Source organism: Candidatus Nanopelagicales bacterium (assembly GCA_018003655.1).
In the GTDB taxonomy this organism is placed as follows: domain Bacteria; phylum Actinomycetota; class Actinomycetes; order S36-B12; family UBA10799; genus JAGNDY01.
The window spans coordinates 68078-87045 of record JAGNDY010000003.1; the positions used below are offsets into that span (position 1 = coordinate 68078).

The window sequence follows — 18968 nt, forward strand, 5'->3', positions numbered from 1 at the left end:
GCCAACGTCGTCCCGCCTGCGTGCTTCTTGCGGTGTGGTCGGTCATTCAAGTGCGTGCGCCGAGTCTTGCTTGCGCCCAGTTCGCGCCGAAATTAGACCTGACTCCACCCGGGAAGTGAACCGTTCTCGTGTCGCGGCCTGCGCGACTCGTTGACGTGCCTGCCACCGATGACAGGAGAACCGACGTGACTCTCTTTACGAATCAACCGACCGCTCAGGGTCTCTACGACCCAGCATTCGAACACGACGCTTGTGGCGTTGCTTTTGTCGCGACCCTCACGGGCGTTCCCAGCCACCAGATCGTGATGCAGGCGCTTACCGCGTTGCGCAATCTCGATCACCGCGGTGCGTCTGGCGCGGAGGTCGACACCGGCGATGGCGCTGGCATCCTCGTGCAGGTTCCCGACGAGTTCCTGCGCGCGGTTGTTGATTTCGAATTGCCCGCACCGGGCAGCTACGCCGTGGGTACCGCCTTCCTGCCAGACGACGATGACGAAGACCGCGAGGCAGTCGCCGTCATCGCCGACATTGTTGGCCAAGAGGGACTTCGGGTCTTGGGCTGGCGGGACGTGCCGCACACAGCCGAACTCGTGGGAACCACCGCGATGTCGGTGATGCCGCGCTTCCGCCAGTTGTTTGTCGCCGGAGATGGGCCAACCGGCGCGTTGATCACCGGGATGGAACTTGAGCGCCTTGCATTCTGCGTGCGCAAGCGTGCTGAACGGGAGACCAGCGTCTACTTCCCAACGCTGTCGAGTCGGACACTGGGGTACAAGGGAATGCTCACGACCGGCCAGTTGGAGCCGTTCTTCCCAGACCTGTCAGATCACCGCTTCAAGTCCGCACTGGGCCTAGTCCATTCGCGCTTCTCGACCAACACGTTCCCGAGTTGGCCCCTGGCCCACCCCTTCCGATTCATCGCCCACAACGGCGAAATCAATACCGTCAAGGGCAACCGCAACTGGATGCAGGCCCGCGAGGCGACCCTGGTCAGTGACTTGATTCCGGGCGACCTGAACAGACTGTTCCCGATCTGTACTCCCGCCGGCAGCGACTCCGCCAGTTTCGACGAGGTGCTGGAACTGCTGTATATGGGTGGCCGATCACTGCCGCACGCGGTGCTGATGATGATTCCGGAAGCGTGGGAGAACCACACCGGGATGGACCCCGCCCGGCGAGCCTTCTACGAGTTCCATTCGACGCTGATGGAACCTTGGGACGGGCCCGCAAGTGTGTCGTTCACCGATGGGACATTGATCGGAGCAGTGCTCGACCGCAACGGTCTGCGGCCCGGTCGGTTCTGGATTACTGAAGACGGCTTGGTGGTGTTGGGGTCCGAAGCCGGCGTGCTCGATCTCGACCCCGCGACCGTCGTGCGCAAGGGACGGCTGCAACCCGGCCGAATGTTCCTGGTGGATACAGCCAACGGCCGAGTGATCGAGGACGACGAGATCAAGTCTGAACTTGCCGCCGAGCACCCGTACAGCGAATGGCTGAACGATGGTCTGCTGCATTTGGAGAACCTCCCGGACCGCGAACACATCGTTCACACCCACCAATCGGTCCTGCGGCGGCAACAGTCCTTCGGCTACACGGAGGAGGAGCTGCGCATTCTGCTTGCCCCGATGGCCCAGACCGGCGCCGAGCCCCTCGGCTCGATGGGCACGGACACCCCGATCGCGGCGTTATCCGATCGGCCACGGCTTCTCTTCGACTACTTCTCACAGCTCTTCGCCCAGGTGACCAATCCACCGTTGGATGCCCTGCGGGAGGAGATCGTCACCTCACTGGCAACCTCAATCGGGCCAGAAGGCAACCTGCTTGAGGCAGCTCCGGACGACTGTCGCCAGATCGTGCTGTCCTTCCCGGTGATCGACAACGATGAGTTGGCCAAGATTCTGCACGTCGATCAGGAGGGTGGCCCGGATCGGTTCTCCAGCGCGAAGGTGTCCAGCCTCTACCGCGTCGACGATGGCGGACCGGGCCTTGAGCGTCGCCTCGACGAGATCTGCGCCGAAGTCGACCGACTCGTCGATTCCGAGATTGACTTCCTCGTGCTGTCCGATCGCGACGGTGACCTTGATCTGGCGCCGATCCCACCGCTGCTGGCGACTGCGGCCGTCCACCATCATCTGGTTCGGACCAAGCGTCGGACCCAGGTCAGCCTGATTGTCGAATCCGGTGGCGTCCGCGAGGTTCACCACGTGGCACTGCTGATCGGCTATGGCGCAGCGGCGGTCAACCCGTACCTGGCGATGGAGACGGTCGAGGACCTGGTTCGTACCGGCCTCGTGTCAGGAATCGAACCCGCTCAAGCAGTGCGCAACCTCGTCAAGGCGCTGGGCAAGGGTGTCCTCAAGGTCATGAGCAAGATGGGAATCTCCACCGTGGCGTCCTACCGCGGGGCTCAGGTATTCGAGTGCGTCGGCCTCGCACCGGAAGTGATCGACAAATACTTCACCGGCACGACCTCCAAGTTGGGGGGCATCGGTCTGGACGTCATCGCCGCGGAGGGCGCCGCTCGCCATCACGTTGCGTACCCGCCGAGCGGCATCTCGCCGGCGCATCGGACCCTGGTGGTCGGCGGGGAATACCAGTGGCGACGAGAAGGCGAGCCACACCTGTTCAATCCAGACACGGTCTTCCGACTTCAACACGCGACTCGGTCGAAGCGGTACGACATCTTCCGCGAATACTCAAACGCGGTGAACGACCAGTCACGCCATCTGATGACGTTGCGTGGCCTCTTCGGTTTTTCCAAGGACAAGCGCGCCCCGATCTCCATCGAGGAGGTCGAGTCGGTCAGTGAGATAGTCAAGCGGTTCTCGACCGGCGCCATGTCCTATGGCTCGATATCCGGCGAAGCACATGAGACGTTGGCGATCGCGATGAACAGATTGGGCGCCAAGTCCAATACCGGTGAAGGCGGGGAGGACCCCGAGCGGTTCACGGTGATGGCCAATGGCGATTCCAAGCGCTCTGCGATCAAACAGGTTGCTTCCGGGCGGTTCGGCGTCACCAGTGAATACCTGGTCAACGCGGACGACATTCAGATCAAAATGGCCCAGGGTGCCAAGCCCGGCGAGGGTGGTCAGCTGCCAGCCCACAAGGTGTACCCGTGGGTCGCAAAGACGCGGCACTCAACCCCAGGTGTCGGCCTGATCTCTCCACCGCCGCACCACGACATCTACTCGATTGAGGATCTAGCTCAACTGATCCATGACCTCAAGAATGCCAACCCGGCCGCTCGAATTCATGTCAAGTTGGTGGCCGAGGTTGGCGTGGGCACCGTCGCCGCTGGCGTGGCCAAGGCACATGCCGACGTCGTGCTGATTTCCGGACACGACGGCGGCACTGGTGCCTCGCCTTTGACGAGCCTTAAGCATGCTGGCGGTCCGTGGGAGTTGGGCCTGGCCGAGGCTCAGCAGACGCTGCTGCTCAATGGGTTGCGCGACCGGGTTGTTGTTCAAACCGACGGTCAACTCAAAACTGGCCGCGATGTCGTCATCGCCGCGCTGCTCGGTGCGGAGGAGTACGGCTTTGCCACCGCGCCGCTGGTCGTCATGGGATGCGTGATGATGCGGGTCTGTCACCTGGACACCTGCCCGGTCGGTGTTGCGACCCAGAACCCAGTTCTACGGGATCGCTTCACCGGCAAGCCCGAATTCGTCGAGACCTTCTTCGAGTACATCGCCGAGGAGGTTCGCGAGTTGCTCGCCGAACTCGGGTTCCGCAGTCTGGATGAGGCAATCGGTCACAGCGAGATCCTCGACACCAACGCGGCCGTCGAGCACTACAAGACCGAGGGCCTCGATTTGTCGCCGATCCTCGAGCAGCCTCGACTTGCCGAAGGCGTCTCACGCCGCAAGATGATCGATCAGGATCACGGGCTCGAGAAGGCGCTGGACAACACGCTGATCGAGTTGTGCGCCGATGCCCTGGATAGCGGTGCACCGGTACGAGCTCAACTTGAGATCCGCAACGTCAACCGAACGGTTGGCACCATGCTCGGCAGCGAGGTCACCCGGCGCTTCGGAGGTGCTGGGCTACCGACAGGCACGATCGATCTCACCTTTGTGGGTTCGGCGGGGCAGTCCTTCGGTGCCTTCGTGCCCAGCGGGATCACCCTGCGGGTAGAGGGCGACGTGAACGACTACCTCGGCAAGGGTTTGTCCGGCGGCCGCATTGTCGTGCGGCCAGACCGGGCTGCGACGTTCGCGGCCGAGGACCACATCATTGCTGGCAACGTGCTTGCCTATGGCGCCACCATGGGTGAGCTGCTCGTCCGAGGCAAGGTCGGTGAGCGCTGTTGCGTGCGCAACAGCGGCGCCACCGTGGTCGTCGAGGGCGCCGGTGACCACCTGTGCGAATACATGACGGGTGGACGGGTCCTGGTTCTTGGCGAAGTCGGTCGCAACGTCGCGGCTGGTATGTCCGGTGGCATCGCCTACCTGCTTGACCTGAACCCCGAGGCAGTCAACCGGGACATGGTTGACATCGAGCAACTCGACGATGCCGACCGTGAGTTCGTCCACGACTTGACCAAACGGCACGCCGAGGAGACCGGTTCGACGGTCGCCGAGGACTTGCTGGCCGCGTGGGCAATGAATGTCGGGCGATTCTCCAAGATAATGCCGCGCGATTTCCAGCGGGTGCTCACCGCGATTGCGAGGGCGGAGAGTCTCGGCGAGGATGTAGACGACGCAGTGATGGAGGCAGCACGTGGCTGATCCCAGAGGATTCCTCAAACGCGACCGGCAATTGCCGACGCGACGACCGGTTGATATTCGGATCCGAGACTGGCGCGAGGTCTACGAGGAGTTCGACACCGACACCCTCCGCGACCAAGCTGGCCGTTGTATGGACTGTGGCATCCCGTTCTGCCACAACGGTTGCCCGCTCGGCAACCTGATTCCTGAGTGGAACGACCTGGTTTGGCGCGACGATTGGTCCGAAGCAATCGAACGGTTGCATGCGACCAACAACTTCCCTGAGTTCACCGGTCGTCTGTGTCCGGCACCGTGCGAGACGGCATGTGTGCTCGGCATCAACCAGAATCCGGTCACCATCAAGCAGGTCGAGGTGGAGATCATCGACCGCGCCTGGGAAGAGGGCTGGGTCAAGCCGCAGCCGCCTGAGCGGCTGTCCGGCAAGACGGTCGCAGTCGTCGGTTCCGGGCCTGCCGGCCTAGCAGCTGCGCAGCAACTGGCTCGCGCGGGACACACCGTGGCCGTGTACGAGCGGGACGACCGCATTGGCGGGCTGCTTCGCTATGGCATCCCCGAGTTCAAGATGGAGAAGATTCACCTGACTCGGCGGCTACAGCAAATGGAGGCCGAAGGTGTCAAGTTCCGGCCAGGCATGAGCGTCGGCGTCGACATCGATGGTGAAGATTTGCGGCGTCGCTACGACGCAGTGGTCCTGGCCATTGGTGCAACGGTGCGCCGGGAACTCAACGCGGCTGGCCGCGAACTCAACGGGATTCACCAGGCGATGGAGTATCTGCCGCTGGCAAACCGCGTCTGCGAGGGCGACACCAAGTCCAGTCCCATCGATGCGCGCGGCAAGCATGTGGTCGTTATCGGTGGCGGTGATACCGGCGCAGACTGCCTGGGTACCGCAACCCGACAGGGCGCGGCCTCAGTCACGCAATTGGAGATCATGTCCCGACCGCCAGCTGAACGGCCGGTCGCGCAACCATGGCCCACCTATCCCATGACTTTCCGTGTCTCTTCTGCCCACGAGGAGAACGGCGATCGGGTGTACGCCGTGAGCACCAACAGGTTTATCGACAACGGCAAGGGCCGAGTTGCGGCACTCGAGTTGGTCGAGGTCGAGTTCGTGGACGGGCGCTTCCAGGAAGTCCCTGATTCGACTCGTCAGATCCCGGCGGACTTCGTCTTCCTGGCGATGGGATTCACCGGTCCGGAACAGGGCACGCTCGTCGAAGAGCTCGGACTTGAACTGGATGAACGGGGAAACATCGTTCGAGACCTGGGCTACCAGACCAACGTCGATGGGGTGTTTGTCGCCGGCGACGCCGGCCGGGGCCAAAGCCTCATCGTCTGGGCGATCGCAGAAGGTCGGTCGGCCGCAGCAGCTGTTGACAACTACCTGACCGGATCGACCAACCTGCCCTCACCGATTCCCCCGACTGCCAGACCATTGGTGGGCTAATGGCACGTCGAGCGAAAATTGTCTGCACGCTGGGTCCGGCAACGGCCGGATTCGACACCATGGTGCGAATGGTGGATGCGGGAATGAACGTCGCCCGATTAAACCTGAGTCACGGTAGCCACGATGATCACCAGCGTTCTATCGAGCAGGTTCGCGCCGCGACCGACGCAGCAGGCAAGGGGGTCGCGATTCTGGCTGACCTGCAGGGACCCAAGATCCGACTCGGCAAGTTTGCCGGCGGTACTGCGCAACTGGAAGTGGGTACTGACTTTACGATCACCGTGGACAACGTGGTGGGTAATCAGACTCGTTGCTCGACCACCTACGACGGGTTGCCCGGCGATGTGCGCAACAACGATCTGCTGCTGATCGATGACGGTCGAATCCTGTTGCGGGTCAAGTCGGTCACCGAGACCGACGTGGTGACCGAGGTGCTGGAGGGTGGCACAGTATCGGATTCCAAAGGCATCAACCTGCCCGGCGTTGCCGTGAGCGTGCCAGCAATGTCCGACAAGGACATTGACGACCTCAAGTGGGCATTGAAAGCTGGCGCAGATTTGATTGCGCTGTCCTTTGTCCGGAGCGCATCCGACGTTGCCGACGTGCACCAGATCATGGACGAACTTGGGATTCGGGTACCCGTCCTGGCAAAAATCGAGAAGCCGCAAGCGGTGGACAATCTGGCGGAGATCGTTGCTGCGTTCGACGGTGTCATGGTCGCCCGCGGCGACCTCGGTGTCGAATTGCCGATGGAGCAGGTCCCCCTTGTGCAGAAGCGTGCGATCGATATGTGCCGCGCCGCTGGCAAGCCGGTCATCGTTGCCACCCAAATGCTGGACTCGATGGCGGTGGCACGACGCCCAACCAGAGCGGAGGCATCCGACGTGGCCAACGCCGTCCTCGACGGCGCGGACGCGCTGATGCTGTCGCAGGAGACCAGCGTCGGAAATCATCCAACGCTGGTCGTCGAGACGATGGCGCGAATCATCCGCTACGTCGAGGAACAGACTCTCGGATCCATCCCGGCTACCGAGGACGACCGGATCGGCTCGACGGCGCGGGCGTTGACCCGAGCTGCTTGCCAAGTCGGCGCAGCAGTTGGCGCAACCCAGCTCTGTACGTTCACCGAGACGGGACTGTCGACGCGGCTGGTGGCGAGGCATAGGTCGCCGATTCCGTTGATCGCCTTCACGCCGAGTCAGCGAGTTCGCTCACAACTGTCGTTGGTCTGGGGTGTAGAGACCTTCATCGTGGATCCGGTGAGTTCCACTGACGCCATGGTCGACGTCATAGACCGTGAGCTACTCAAGCACGATCGGTGCACTCCGGGCGATCGGATCGTGCTGGTTGCCGGAGTGCCGCCGGGCGTTTCCGGAACCACCAACGGTATGCGCGTCCACATCATGGGCATGAAGGAACGGGACCGGCCCGTTCCAAACTGAGCTGATCAAACCGGCCTGCAAAGGTCAGCTGGCACGGCGTAGTCTCGGCCGTTAGGGAGCGCGCTGGGTTTACACAGTGGTGACCGTTTCGTTACGTTCTGTACATGCGGATTGTGGTAGCTCTCGGAGGCAACGCTCTGGCTCGTCGTGGCGAGCCCATGACGGTCGAACGGCAACGAGCAAACGTTGCGACAGCGTGCAAAGCGCTCGCGCCGGTGGCGGAGAAGCACGAGTTGGTGATTTCCCACGGCAACGGCCCGCAAGTCGGAATGTTGGCGCTGCAGTCGGCTGCGTACGACACCCAGTCCGCCTATCCATTTGACGTTATGGGTGCCCAGACTGAAGGAATGATTGGGTATTTCATCGAGCAGGAACTCGGCAACTTGCTGCCGATGGAAAAGAGCCTGGCGACGCTGTTGACCATGGTCGAGGTGGATCCCGCGGATCCCGCATTCCAGGCGCCGAGCAAGTTCGTTGGGCCGGTCTATGACGAAGCAGCCGCCAAGAAACTCGCCTCGGACAACGATTGGACGGTTAAGCCGGACGGCGATTCATGGCGCCGCGTCGTTCCCTCACCCCAGCCTCGGCGAATCTTCGAACTGAACCCCATCAAGTGGCTGCTCAGCAACGGCGCAGTGGTCGTGTGCGCCGGTGGCGGCGGTATTCCGACCATGTACGAGCCGGGCACCCGCAATTTGATCGGCGTCGAGGCAGTCATCGATAAGGACTTGGCCTCCTACGTGCTGGCCCGAGATCTCGATGCTGACCTGCTGGTTATCGCCACCGACACGGCCTCGGTGTTTTTGGACTGGGGCACTGAGAACCAGCGCGCGGTGACCAGGGCAAATCCAGACGCGCTGGTCGAATTGGGCTTCGCTGCCGGTTCGATGGGACCCAAGGTGGAGGCGGCCGCGGCCTTTGCCAATGAGACCGGAAAGACCGCAGCAATCGGTTCACTCGATCAACTGGAGGAGCTCATCGAGGGTAATGCGGGAACGCACATCTCTACTGCAACCACGGGCATTGAGACTGACTAGTCACTGACCACGGTGTTCTCACTTAGGAGGAGAAGGACATGAGCACGGTTGATTCTGTTGGGGGAGGATCCGGAGCACCCGGAGAGGTCAAGGAAGAGGGACCAGCGCCGAGTCTTGGCCTACTAGCTGCTTCCGCGCTGGTGATGGGTTCCATCATCGGTACTGGCGTCTTCCTGCTGCCAGCATCCTTGGCGTCGTTTGGCTCAATTTCGCTCATCGCTTTCATTTTTACAGCGATTGGAGCGATCGCTCTCGCGCAGATGTTCGGGGTGCTCTCTAAACGAATGCCAGCTGATGGCGGCCCCTATGCATACTCGCGGGCGGCGTTTGGCAATGCGATCGGTTTCTTCAACGCATGGTCGTACTGGATTACGGCGTGGGCGGGGAACGCTGCGATAGTCGTGGCGTGGGTTGTCTACGTTGAGGTCTTCATCAACACAGATCACCGCCCTGCGTATAGCATCGCCATCGGTGTTGTCGGGCTGTGGCTGCCAGCGGCCATTAACCTCTCCGGCGTCAAGAACATGGCCTCCGTGCAGATCGTCACCACGATTATCAAGTTCATCCCGTTGATCATCATCTCTACGGTTGGGCTGTTCTACATCGACTGGTCATACATCACCGACAACTTCAACATCTCCGGAATGTCACCGATCGGGGCGATCGTGTCGGCGATGTCGTTGGCGGTGTTCTCCTACCTCGGTGTGGAGACGGCCGCTGTCGCGGCGGGCAAGGTGAAGAACCCGAGGCGTAATGTGCCGCTGGCCAGTTTGTTTGGCACGTTGGCGTGCACATTGGTCTACCTGCTGAGCACGGTGGTCATCTTCGGCACAGTCCCGAACCAGGACTTGACCGCAGACGGAGCCCAGCCGTTCACGCTCTCGTTCGACGCGATGTTCGGTGGCAACTGGGCTGGCAAGGCGGTTGCGTTGGCCGCAATCATCTCCGGTCTCGGCGCGCTCAATGGCTGGACCATGATCTGTGCCGAGATGCCGCTGGCGGCCGCCCGCGAGGGACTGTTCCCACGGCTCTTCGCCAAGATCTCCAGCCGCGGTGTTCCGCACATCGGCATCATCTTCTCGACCGCGTTGGCGACCCTGCTCATGGTGTTTGCCTATCAGGGCGCGGCAGGGGCCGACGTGTTCAACTTAATGGTTCTGTTGTCTGGCCTGACTGCGGCGGTTCCCTATGCCTTCAGCGCCCTCGCCTTGATCAAGTGGTCGATCAATAAAGACGAGCGAACCCCGGAAACCAATTGGGTGTGGGAGATGGCAGTGGCCATCCTGGGTCTGATCTTCTCCCTGATCATCATCTACGGCTCCTTCACGGTCGAGGGAACGCAGATCAAGCTCATCGGTCTGTCCATCGGGGTCTTCATCGTGGGCCTGGGTGTCTACCTCTACATGCGCAATAAGTTCACCACAGTTGAGCCACAAACAACACATCAAGGAGGCTGAGGTAAGTGACGTTCCACGTTGATTCCGAGGTGGGAGAACTCAAGCAAGTCGTTCTCCACCGACCTGGCCTAGAGCTTGACCGCCTGACGCCGAACAACTGCGAAAGGCTCCTGTTCGACGACGTGATGTGGGCTGAAATTGCCAAAGCCGAACATGATGCGTTCGCCGAGAAGCTGCGAGAGAAGGGCGTTCGTGTTCGGTACTTCAACGAATTGCTCGGTGAGGCCCTCGATATTCCCGAGGCCCGTGAGTGGCTATTCGACAGAGTCGCCAAGCCGCAGAACACCAGCAATCAACTGCAGAAGCCGCTACGGGAGATCTTCTTCGCCGACGATATGAGCGGGCTTCGGCTGGCCGAATTCATGATCGGCGGCGTCCTCAAGAGTGACTTGGACATCCCTGAGGACACCAGCCTTTGGTGGAACGAGCAGGGGCCGTCTGACTTTGTGCTCACCCCACTGCCGAACCACCTGTTCCAGCGGGACAACACGGCGTTCGTCTACAACGGCTTGTCCGTGCACCCGATGGCCAAGACGGCCAGGCAACGGGAGGTGCTGAACTCACGGGCGATTTGGAACTTCCATCCGGATTTCGCTGGCCAGCTCAAATTCTGGTACGGCAACACCGATGAGCACTTGCAGCCGGCCACCTGTGAAGGCGGCGACATCTTGGTTGTTGGTAACGGCACGGTAATGATCGGCCTGGGCGAGCGTACGACCGCCCAGGGCATCGGGATGTTGGTCAAGTCGTACTTCTCAGATCCGGAGAAGAAGGTCACCAAAGTAATCGTGGTCGAGCTACCCAAGACGCGGGCGTTCATGCACCTCGACACCGCCATGACGATGTTGGACGTCGACAAGTTCTCCGTTTACCCGTACCTGTCTGACGATCTCAAGACGTACACCCTGACTCCAAAGGGCGACAGCGGTGAGTACAACTTGGTGGAGAACAAGGTGCTCTGGCCGGTGTTGGCCGACGCTCTCGGTGTCGAGAAAGTCCACCCGCTGCGCACCCCGGAAGACGAGATGGCGGCCGAGCGCGAGCAGTGGAACGACGGCAACAATTTCCTCACCGTTGCCCCAGGTGTCGTGTTCGGATACGACCGCAACACCAACACCAACACGTTCCTGCGTGAGAACGGGATCGAGATCGTCGCCATCGCGGGTAACGAGTTGGGCCGTGGCCGTGGTGGGCCGCGTTGCATGAGCTGTCCAATCGAGCGCGGACCGGCGAACGGCTGATGAGGACGGCGGCCTCGCAACTGCCGGGCCGCCTCTTCATTTGTCGACTGGTGCTTCCACCGCCTAGCAACTGAAACGCACGACGAAGTAGCTGACTATCAACGAATCGAAAGAGGGCAACAGACGATGGGCGTCAATCTGAAAGCACGCGATTTCCTTAAGGAGATCGACTTCACCAAGCAAGAACTCATGTACCTGCTTGACCTGTCCCGTGATCTCAAGCGCGCGCACTACAGCGGGACCGAAGTGCCGACCATGAAGGGCAAGAACGTCGCCCTCATCTTCGAGAAGGCATCCACCCGAACCCGGTGTGCCTTCGAGGTGGGAGCACACCAGCAGGGCGCTAGCGTTACGTACCTGGGTCCGGACGGGTCCCACATCGGCTACAAGGAGTCGATTGAAGACACCGGAAAGGTGTTGTCGCGCTTCTACGACGGCATCGAGTTTCGCGGATTTGCTCAGGCGGACGTGGAAGAACTGGCAAAGGCATCGGATGTGCCGGTCTGGAACGGTCTGACCAACGAGTGGCATCCCACCCAGATGCTCGCCGACGTGCTGACGATGAAGGAATGGGGGCGCGGCAAGCCCATCGAGGAGATCGCGTACACCTACATGGGCGACGCCCGGTCGAATATGGGTCACTCGCTGCTGATCATCGGTGCGATCCTCGGATCGGATGTGCGGATCTGCAGCCCCAAGGATCTGTGGCCGAGCGAGGAGGTCCAGCAGCTCGCGCGCGACCACGCCCAGGAGTCAGGCGCGCGAATCATGCTGACCGAGGATCCTGATGAGGCGCTGCCAGGATCGGACTTCGTCGAGACCGATGTGTGGGTGTCGATGGGTGAGCCCGCCGAGGTGTGGAACGACCGGGTGAAGCTACTGACGCCGTATCAGGTCAATCAGGCCGCCTTGGACAAGACGGGAAACAAGTTCGTGAAGTTCCTGCACTGCCTGCCCGCTTTCCACGACATGAACACCGCCGTTGGTAAGGATGTCGCGGAAAAGACCGGCATGACCAATGGTCTTGAGGTGACGACCGATGTCTTCAACTCACATGCCAACGTCGCTTTTGACGAGGCGGAGAATCGGCTGCACACGATCAAAGCGATCATGGTGGCCACCATCGGCAGCATCTGACCAACACACGCAGTCGGGCCGGACCCACGTGCTGGGTCCGGCCCGACTGCGTGCGTTGGTGTGCGCTACTCCATCGCCCGGCGGGCCTCAGGATTGAGCACACCCCACTGGATAAGTTGCTCGGCCAACACGCTGGGTTGCTCGTCATAGATCACCGCGAGCGTGCGTAGGTCGTCTTGCCGGATCGACAGGATGCGGCCGTTGTAGTCGCCGCGCTGTGCTTGGATCGCCGCGGCGTAGCGGGCCAGTGGACCGGCCTTTTCCGCCGGTACCTGACCGAGTCGCTCGAGGTCGAGGACCAGGCGTGGGGGTGGTTCTGCGGCGGCAGCTGGCGCCGCCTCGGGCAGCAGCTCAGAGACTGGCACGGCGTAGAAATCGGCTAGCTCCGCGAGCTTCTGGACTGTCACGGCCCGGTCACCGCGCTCGTAGGAACCAACCACAACAGCCTTCCATCGGCCGCCGGAGCGTTCCTCGACGCCGTGCAGGCTGAGACCTTGTTGCTGCCGGATGGCGCGCAGTTTTGCCCCAAGAGCCTTGGCGTAGTCGCTTGCCATCTCACCCCCCAGGGTTTGAGTCGTTCATCGACCTTCTTGGCAGACGCTACGGAGCGTAACTGCCGGTTCGCAACTTGGGGGGACACAGATGGACGGGAATTGGACGCGGCCGTGGCACTCGTGGTTCCCAGCTGGGATGGCCCGTGGGTCACCGCCAGCGCTCGTGCTGCGCTTGGTACCCTCGCAACATCAGCACGACATCCTTTAACGGACCGTCCAGAGAGGCGGGGAAGGAGGTCTACGCGTGAGTTCTGCCCGCGTACGGACCGTTCTTGAGTCATCCGACATTGACCGGGTGCTCACTCGCATTTCTCATGAGATCCTTGAGCGCGCCAAGGGCGGCTCCAACCTCGTGATTCTGGGAATTCAGACGCGAGGGGTTCCGCTTGCCCAGCGCATCGGCGACAAGATCGCCCACATCGAGGGACATCCCGTTCCAGTTGGGGCCTTGGACATCACCATGTATCGGGACGACCTGCGGCTGCGACCCGCACGGGCGCTGGAGTTCACGAACGTGCCCGATGTCGGCATCGACGGTCGAACCGTCGTACTGGTCGACGATGTGCTTTTCTCTGGCCGTACCGTTCGCGCCGCCCTTGATGCGCTCGGCGAGCTTGGTCGGCCGCAGGTCGTTCGGCTGGCCGTCCTCGTGGATCGGGGCCACCGGGAGTTGCCGATTCGAGCCGACTACGTCGGTAAGAACCTGCCAACGGCGGCCGGGGAGTCAGTACGGGTTCGCCTCGCGGAAACCGATGGACAAGACGTGGTCACGTTGATCGCCAGCGACGACCCGGGCGGTGGCCTTGGCGGCGACGAGGGGGACGCAGCATGAAGAAGCATTTGCTTTCCGCTGGCGACCTGACTCGTGCGGACGCGATCCAGATTCTGGATACGACCGGTGAACTCGCTCGGGTCGCGAACCGACCGGTCAAAAAGTTACCCACCTTGCGCGGTCGAACCGTCGTCAACCTGTTCTTCGAAGATTCGACTCGAACTCGAATCTCGTTTGAAGCGGCAGCCAAGCGCCTTTCAGCCGACGTCATCAACTTCAGCGCCAAGGGTTCCAGCGTCTCCAAGGGTGAGAGTCTCAAGGACACCGCGCTGACGTTGGAGGCGATGGGTGCCGATGCCGTCGTCGTCCGGCACGGTTCCAGTGGCGCGCCTCATCGCTTGGCCACGGCCGGTTGGATTCAAGGCGCGGTGATCAACGCTGGCGACGGAACGCACGAACATCCGACGCAGGCGCTGTTGGATGCCTTCACCCTGCGCCAGCATCTGGCGGGGGGCGAAGGCGATCTGCAGGGCCGCAACATCACGGTCGTCGGCGACGTCCTGCATAGCCGCGTCGCCCGCTCTAACGTCCTCCTGCTCGACACCCTGGGTGCGAACGTCACTTTGGTCGCACCGCCAACACTGCTGCCGGTCGGCGTTGAGCAGTGGCCCTGCGAGGTCTCCTACGACCTGGATGCGCCGATGCCGGATTCTGACGCGGTGATGATGCTGCGGGTACAAACCGAGCGCATGAGCGATTCCTTCTTCCCTACGGCGCGCGAGTACAGCCGCCGCTACGGCCTCGACACCCGGCGGGCGAACATGTTGCCCGACCACGCGATCGTCATGCACCCCGGACCCATGAATCGTGGGATGGAGATCACTGCCGATGTTGCCGACTCCAAGCGATCGGTCATCGTTGAGCAGGTGGCCAACGGTGTGAGCGTGCGGATGGCAGTGTTGTACCTGCTTCTCGGCGGGATGACTTCGACCGATTCGGGGAGCGATCAATGAGCCAACGACTCGTCATCACCGGCGCACGCGTCATGGGCGCCGAGCAGGCCGATCTCACGATCGTTGACGACCGAATTGTCACCATAGATCCAGCTGGCAAAGCCGACACCGGCGATGCTGAGGTGGTGGCGGCCGACGGGTTGATCGCGCTGCCTGGGTTCGTGGACCTCCATACGCATCTACGTGAACCCGGTCGCGAGGATTCCGAGACAGTCGAGACCGGAACGCGAGCCGCGGCTGTCGGAGGCTTCACGGCAGTTCATGCGATGGCCAACACCGACCCGGTCGCCGACACCGCCGGTGTGGTCGAGCAAGTCTGGCGACTCGGCCGCGAGGCGGGTTGGTGCGAGGTTCGGCCCGTGGGCGCGGTCACCCGGGGACTGGCAGGCAAGCAACTCGCCGAGCTCGGCGCGATGGCTGAGTCGGCGGCCGCCGTCCGCGTTTTCTCCGACGACGGCAAGTGCGTCGATGACGCCGTTGTCATGCGTCGGGCACTGGAGTACGTCAAAGCCTTCGATGGGGTGATCGCTCAGCACTCGCAAGAGCCGCGCCTGACCGAAGGTGCCCAGATGAACGAGAGTGAACTGTCCGGCAGATTGGGTCTGCGCGGGTGGCCTGCGGTTGCGGAAGAAGCGATCGTTGCCCGGGATGTCCTGCTGGCCAGCCATGTCGGCAGTCGACTGCATGTCTGCCACGTGTCGACAGCGGGTTCGGTGGAACTCATTCGATGGGCCAAGTCCAAGGGCATTGATGTAACGGCGGAAGTGACGCCGCACCACCTGCTCCTGGGAGACGAACTCGCCGCAACCTACGATCCGATCTTTAAAGTCAACCCGCCACTGCGCTCCCGCGAGGATGTGGAGGCGGTGCGACTCGGATTGGCCGATGGCACCATCGACGCAGTCGCCACCGACCACGCACCGCACCCAATCGAGGACAAGGAATGCGAATGGAGCGCAGCTGCTTTCGGGATGGTGGGACTTGAGACCGCGCTGTCGGTGGTGGTCGAATCCATGGTCAACACTGGCCTGCTCGATTGGGTAGCAGTCGCTGATCGAATGTCGCACCGCCCGGCACACATCGGGCGAGTCGCGGGACAAGGCCGTCCACTCGCAATCGGAGAACCGGCCAACATCACGCTGATCGACCCGGACGCGCACTGGACCGTTCTGCCCAGTGAATTGCTGAGCCGAAGCCGCAACACTCCTTACCGCGAACGCACCCTGCCCGCAAAGGTCATCGGGACAATCTTCCGTGGGCGCCAGACCGTTCGCGACGGAGTGCCGGTGCCATGTTGAGCGGGTTGGACGTGATCGCAGCAGAGTCGGCCAAGGTCACCTCTTGGCCTGGACGCCTCCTGCTGACTCTGCTCGTGTTGGCCCTGGCGGCGGGAGTGCTGCTGTTGATGCGGCGCAGCTGGCGGCGACGTGCGGTGCGCCAAAGTGATATCCCCCCACTGGCACCTGCACCCACTGACCACGACCTCACCAGCATCGGATCCCCGGTGGCTGGCACCTACCTTGGTTCGGTCACCGCTGGTGCGTGGCTTGACCGGATCGCGGCTCAGGGCCTGGCCAACCGCGGCCCCGCCACCTTCAACCCCTTCCAGCAGGGATTGGCGATCGACCGCGATGGTGCCGGGCGGCTGTTCATCCCCTTGTCGGCGGTGCGCTCGGTCCGACTGGATCGGGGTCTTGCCGGTCGCGTGTATGGCCGCGACGGGATTGTCGTTGTCGAGTGGTTGTGGGGTGAGCAACTGCTGGAGTCCGGACTCCGGATCGCCGCCGAGGCAGACCGAAAAGCCTTTGTCAAAACGTTGCAGGAATGGGTCACATCGGGGCTTGATCGTCCAGATGCTCTACATGGTGGGGGGAGTTCATGAGCGCAGGTTTGCGGCGTGAGCCAGCATTGTTGGTCTTGGAGGACGGTCGGGTCTTTCGCGGGAGTTCTTTCGGCGCACAGGGCACGGCGTTCGGGGAGGCCGTGTTCTCCACTGGCATGACCGGCTACCAGGAGACGTTGACAGATCCGTCCTACCAGCGGCAAGTGGTCGTCATGACCGCGCCGCACGTGGGCAACACGGGCATGAACGACATCGACGAGGAGTCTGCCCGAATATGGGTTGCTGGCTTCGTCGTTCGCGATCCCGCCCGGATCGCGAGCAACTGGCGGTCCCAGCGCACCCTGGAGGACGATCTCAACGAGTTCGGCGTAGTGGGGGTGGCCGACATCGACACCCGCGCGTTGACCAGGCACCTGCGCGACCGCGGCGCCATGCGGGTCGGCTTGTTCAGTGGGACGGCCGCACAGACCGATGAGGCGCAACTGCTCGCGCAGGTGCAGGCGAGTCCGTCCATGGTTGGCGCCGAACTCAGTTCCGAAGTCACCACGGCCGACCCGTACACCGTGCCGGCCTTCGGTGACCGAAAGTTCCGCGTCGCCGCAATCGACCTGGGCATCAAGTCGATGACACCCCAAATGATGGCTGCCCGCGGCATGGAGGTTGTGGTCCTCCCGGCCTCGACAACGGCGGATCGCATTGCCGCACTCGGCGTTGATGGCATCTTTCTTTCCAACGGCCCAGGTGACCCCGCGACTGCTGATCACTCCGTTGAACTCGTTCAGTGGGCCCTCGGGCAGCGACTGCCGGTCTTCGGCATCTGCTTTGGCAACCAGATCCTTGGTCGCGCACTCGGATTCGGTACCTACAAATTGCGTTTCGGTCACCGCGGAATCAACCAGCCGGTGATGGACGTGACAACAGGCAAGGTGGAGATCACCGCGCAGAATCACGGGTTCGCGGTCGACGCTCCTATCGGTGTCGAGGTAGACACACCGTATGGCCGAGCGCAGGTCAGCCATGTCGGGCTCAACGACGACGTCGTTGAGGGCATCCGTTGTCTCGATGTCCCAGCGTTCTCAGTCCAGTACCACCCAGAGGCGGCAGCTGGCCCGCATGACTCGGGGTACCTCTTCGACCGATTCGCACAGTTGATGTCGGCGACGCGTTCGGCTACGTCGACCGGGGGGAGCGTCTAATGCCACGCCGTGAAGATCTGCGCAGCGTGATGGTGATCGGTTCCGGGCCCATCGTCATCGGACAGGCATGCGAGTTCGACTACTCCGGGACCCAAGCATGCCGGGTACTTCGTGACGAAGGTATTCGGGTCATTTTGGTCAACTCCAACCCGGCCACGATCATGACCGACCCGGAGTTCGCCGACGCCACTTACGTAGAGCCCATCACGCCGGAAATCATCGAAAAGATCATCGAGGTGGAACGCCCAGATGCGATCCTGCCGACGCTAGGTGGACAGACCGCGCTGAATGCGGCCATGGCGCTGCACGAGGCAGGAGTGTTGGAGAAACACGGCGTCGAGTTGATCGGGGCCCGGGTCGAGGCGATCGAGGCCGGTGAGAACCGAGAGCGTTTCAAGGAGATCGTCGAACGAATCAATGTCAATGGCTATCAGGCGGAGTCCGCGCGCAGCTCCATCTGTCACACCCTCGACGAGTGTTTCCAAGCAGTCGGCGAATTGAACTACCCGGTGGTCGTTCGACCCTCGTACACCATGGGTGGAGCTGGCTCCGGGATGGCATTCAACCCCGATGATCTCCAGCGGATAGCTGGTTCGGGGTTGCAGGCCAGTCCGACGACCGAGGTGCTGTTGGAGGAGTCGATCCTCGGTTGGAAGGAATACGAGCTCGAACTCATGCGCGATCACGCCGACAACGTGGTTGTCGTCTGTTCGATCGAGAACTTCGACCCCGTCGGGGTTCACACCGGCGACTCAATCACCGTGGCACCCGCGCTTACCCTGACCGACCGGGAGTTTCAGCGGATGCGCGACGTGGCGATCGCGGTGATTCGCGAGGTCGGCGTCGATACGGGCGGGTGCAATATTCAGTTTGCCGTCCAGCCAGACACCGGACGCATGATTGTGATCGAGATGAATCCGCGGGTGTCGCGGTCATCGGCGCTCGCCTCCAAGGCAACTGGTTTCCCAATCGCGAAGATCGCCGCCCGGCTCGCCGTTGGTTACACCCTCGACGAGATTCCCAACGACATCACCAAAGAGACGCCGGCGTCATTTGAGCCGACACTCGACTACGTCGTGGTGAAGATCCCCCGGTTCGC

The 18968-nt window shown here is 62.1% G+C and carries 14 protein-coding genes; 13 read left to right on the forward strand and 1 reads right to left on the reverse strand.

What is annotated here, in order from left to right; translation table 11 throughout:
- Positions 1 to 185 precede the first annotated feature (185 nt).
- The 7 genes from gltB (at position 186) to argF (ending at position 12491) form a co-directional block, all read left to right on the forward strand.
- Positions 186 to 4730, forward strand: coding sequence for a glutamate synthase large subunit (gltB, locus tag KAZ48_01515; protein ID MBP7971446.1), 4545 nt, complete (start codon positions 186 to 188; stop codon positions 4728 to 4730).
- Positions 4723 to 6177 carry a glutamate synthase subunit beta gene (locus KAZ48_01520; GenBank protein ID MBP7971447.1) on the forward strand — a complete coding sequence of 485 codons (1455 nt, stop codon included), beginning with the start codon at positions 4723 to 4725 and terminating at the stop codon, positions 6175 to 6177. The genes gltB and KAZ48_01520 overlap by 8 nt, the downstream gene beginning before the upstream one ends.
- Positions 6177 to 7619: a pyruvate kinase gene (pyk, locus tag KAZ48_01525; protein MBP7971448.1), complete on the forward strand. Its 1443-nt coding sequence runs from the start codon at positions 6177 to 6179 to the stop codon at positions 7617 to 7619. Before KAZ48_01520 ends, pyk begins: the two co-directional genes overlap by 1 nt.
- A 104-nt stretch (positions 7620 to 7723) precedes the next feature.
- Entirely contained in the window at positions 7724 to 8656 is a 933-nt protein-coding gene (arcC, locus tag KAZ48_01530; GenBank protein ID MBP7971449.1) for a carbamate kinase, read from the forward strand.
- Positions 8657 to 8694: 38 nt separating this feature from the next.
- Positions 8695 to 10113 carry an amino acid permease gene (locus tag KAZ48_01535; GenBank protein ID MBP7971450.1) on the forward strand — a complete coding sequence of 473 codons (1419 nt, stop codon included), beginning with the start codon at positions 8695 to 8697 and terminating at the stop codon, positions 10111 to 10113.
- Between the two features lie 5 nt (positions 10114 to 10118).
- Positions 10119 to 11354, forward strand: a complete 1236-nt coding sequence (locus KAZ48_01540; GenBank protein ID MBP7971451.1) for an arginine deiminase — start codon at positions 10119 to 10121, stop codon at positions 11352 to 11354.
- Between the two features lie 126 nt (positions 11355 to 11480).
- A complete protein-coding gene (argF, locus tag KAZ48_01545; protein ID MBP7971452.1) occupies positions 11481 to 12491 on the forward strand; it encodes an ornithine carbamoyltransferase in 1011 nt (336 codons plus the stop codon).
- A 65-nt stretch (positions 12492 to 12556) separates the two neighbouring features.
- On the opposite strand, the gene KAZ48_01550 is transcribed toward argF, so the two are convergent.
- Positions 12557 to 13045, reverse strand: a complete 489-nt coding sequence (locus KAZ48_01550) for a transcriptional regulator (protein ID MBP7971453.1) — start codon at positions 13043 to 13045, stop codon at positions 12557 to 12559.
- Between the two features lie 244 nt (positions 13046 to 13289).
- Here KAZ48_01550 and pyrR point away from each other — a divergent pair, with 244 nt between their 5' ends.
- The 6 genes from pyrR to carB all read left to right on the forward strand — a co-directional run.
- The gene (gene pyrR, locus KAZ48_01555) at positions 13290 to 13877 is read left to right on the forward strand and encodes a bifunctional pyr operon transcriptional regulator/uracil phosphoribosyltransferase PyrR (protein MBP7971454.1); all 588 of its coding nucleotides are present in this window, start codon (positions 13290 to 13292) and stop codon (positions 13875 to 13877) included.
- Entirely contained in the window at positions 13874 to 14830 is a 957-nt protein-coding gene (locus KAZ48_01560) for an aspartate carbamoyltransferase catalytic subunit (GenBank protein MBP7971455.1), read from the forward strand. Before pyrR ends, KAZ48_01560 begins: the two co-directional genes overlap by 4 nt.
- A complete protein-coding gene (locus KAZ48_01565) occupies positions 14827 to 16128 on the forward strand; it encodes a dihydroorotase (protein ID MBP7971456.1) in 1302 nt (433 codons plus the stop codon). The genes KAZ48_01560 and KAZ48_01565 overlap by 4 nt, the downstream gene beginning before the upstream one ends.
- Entirely contained in the window at positions 16122 to 16712 is a 591-nt protein-coding gene (locus KAZ48_01570) for a hypothetical protein (protein MBP7971457.1), read from the forward strand. The genes KAZ48_01565 and KAZ48_01570 overlap by 7 nt, the downstream gene beginning before the upstream one ends.
- Positions 16709 to 17869: a glutamine-hydrolyzing carbamoyl-phosphate synthase small subunit gene (gene carA, locus KAZ48_01575; GenBank protein ID MBP7971458.1), complete on the forward strand. Its 1161-nt coding sequence runs from the start codon at positions 16709 to 16711 to the stop codon at positions 17867 to 17869. Before KAZ48_01570 ends, carA begins: the two co-directional genes overlap by 4 nt.
- Positions 17869 to 18968 (forward strand): carbamoyl-phosphate synthase large subunit (carB, locus tag KAZ48_01580; GenBank protein MBP7971459.1); only part of this gene is annotated, 1100 nt, incomplete at its 3' end. The genes carA and carB, both read left to right, overlap by 1 nt.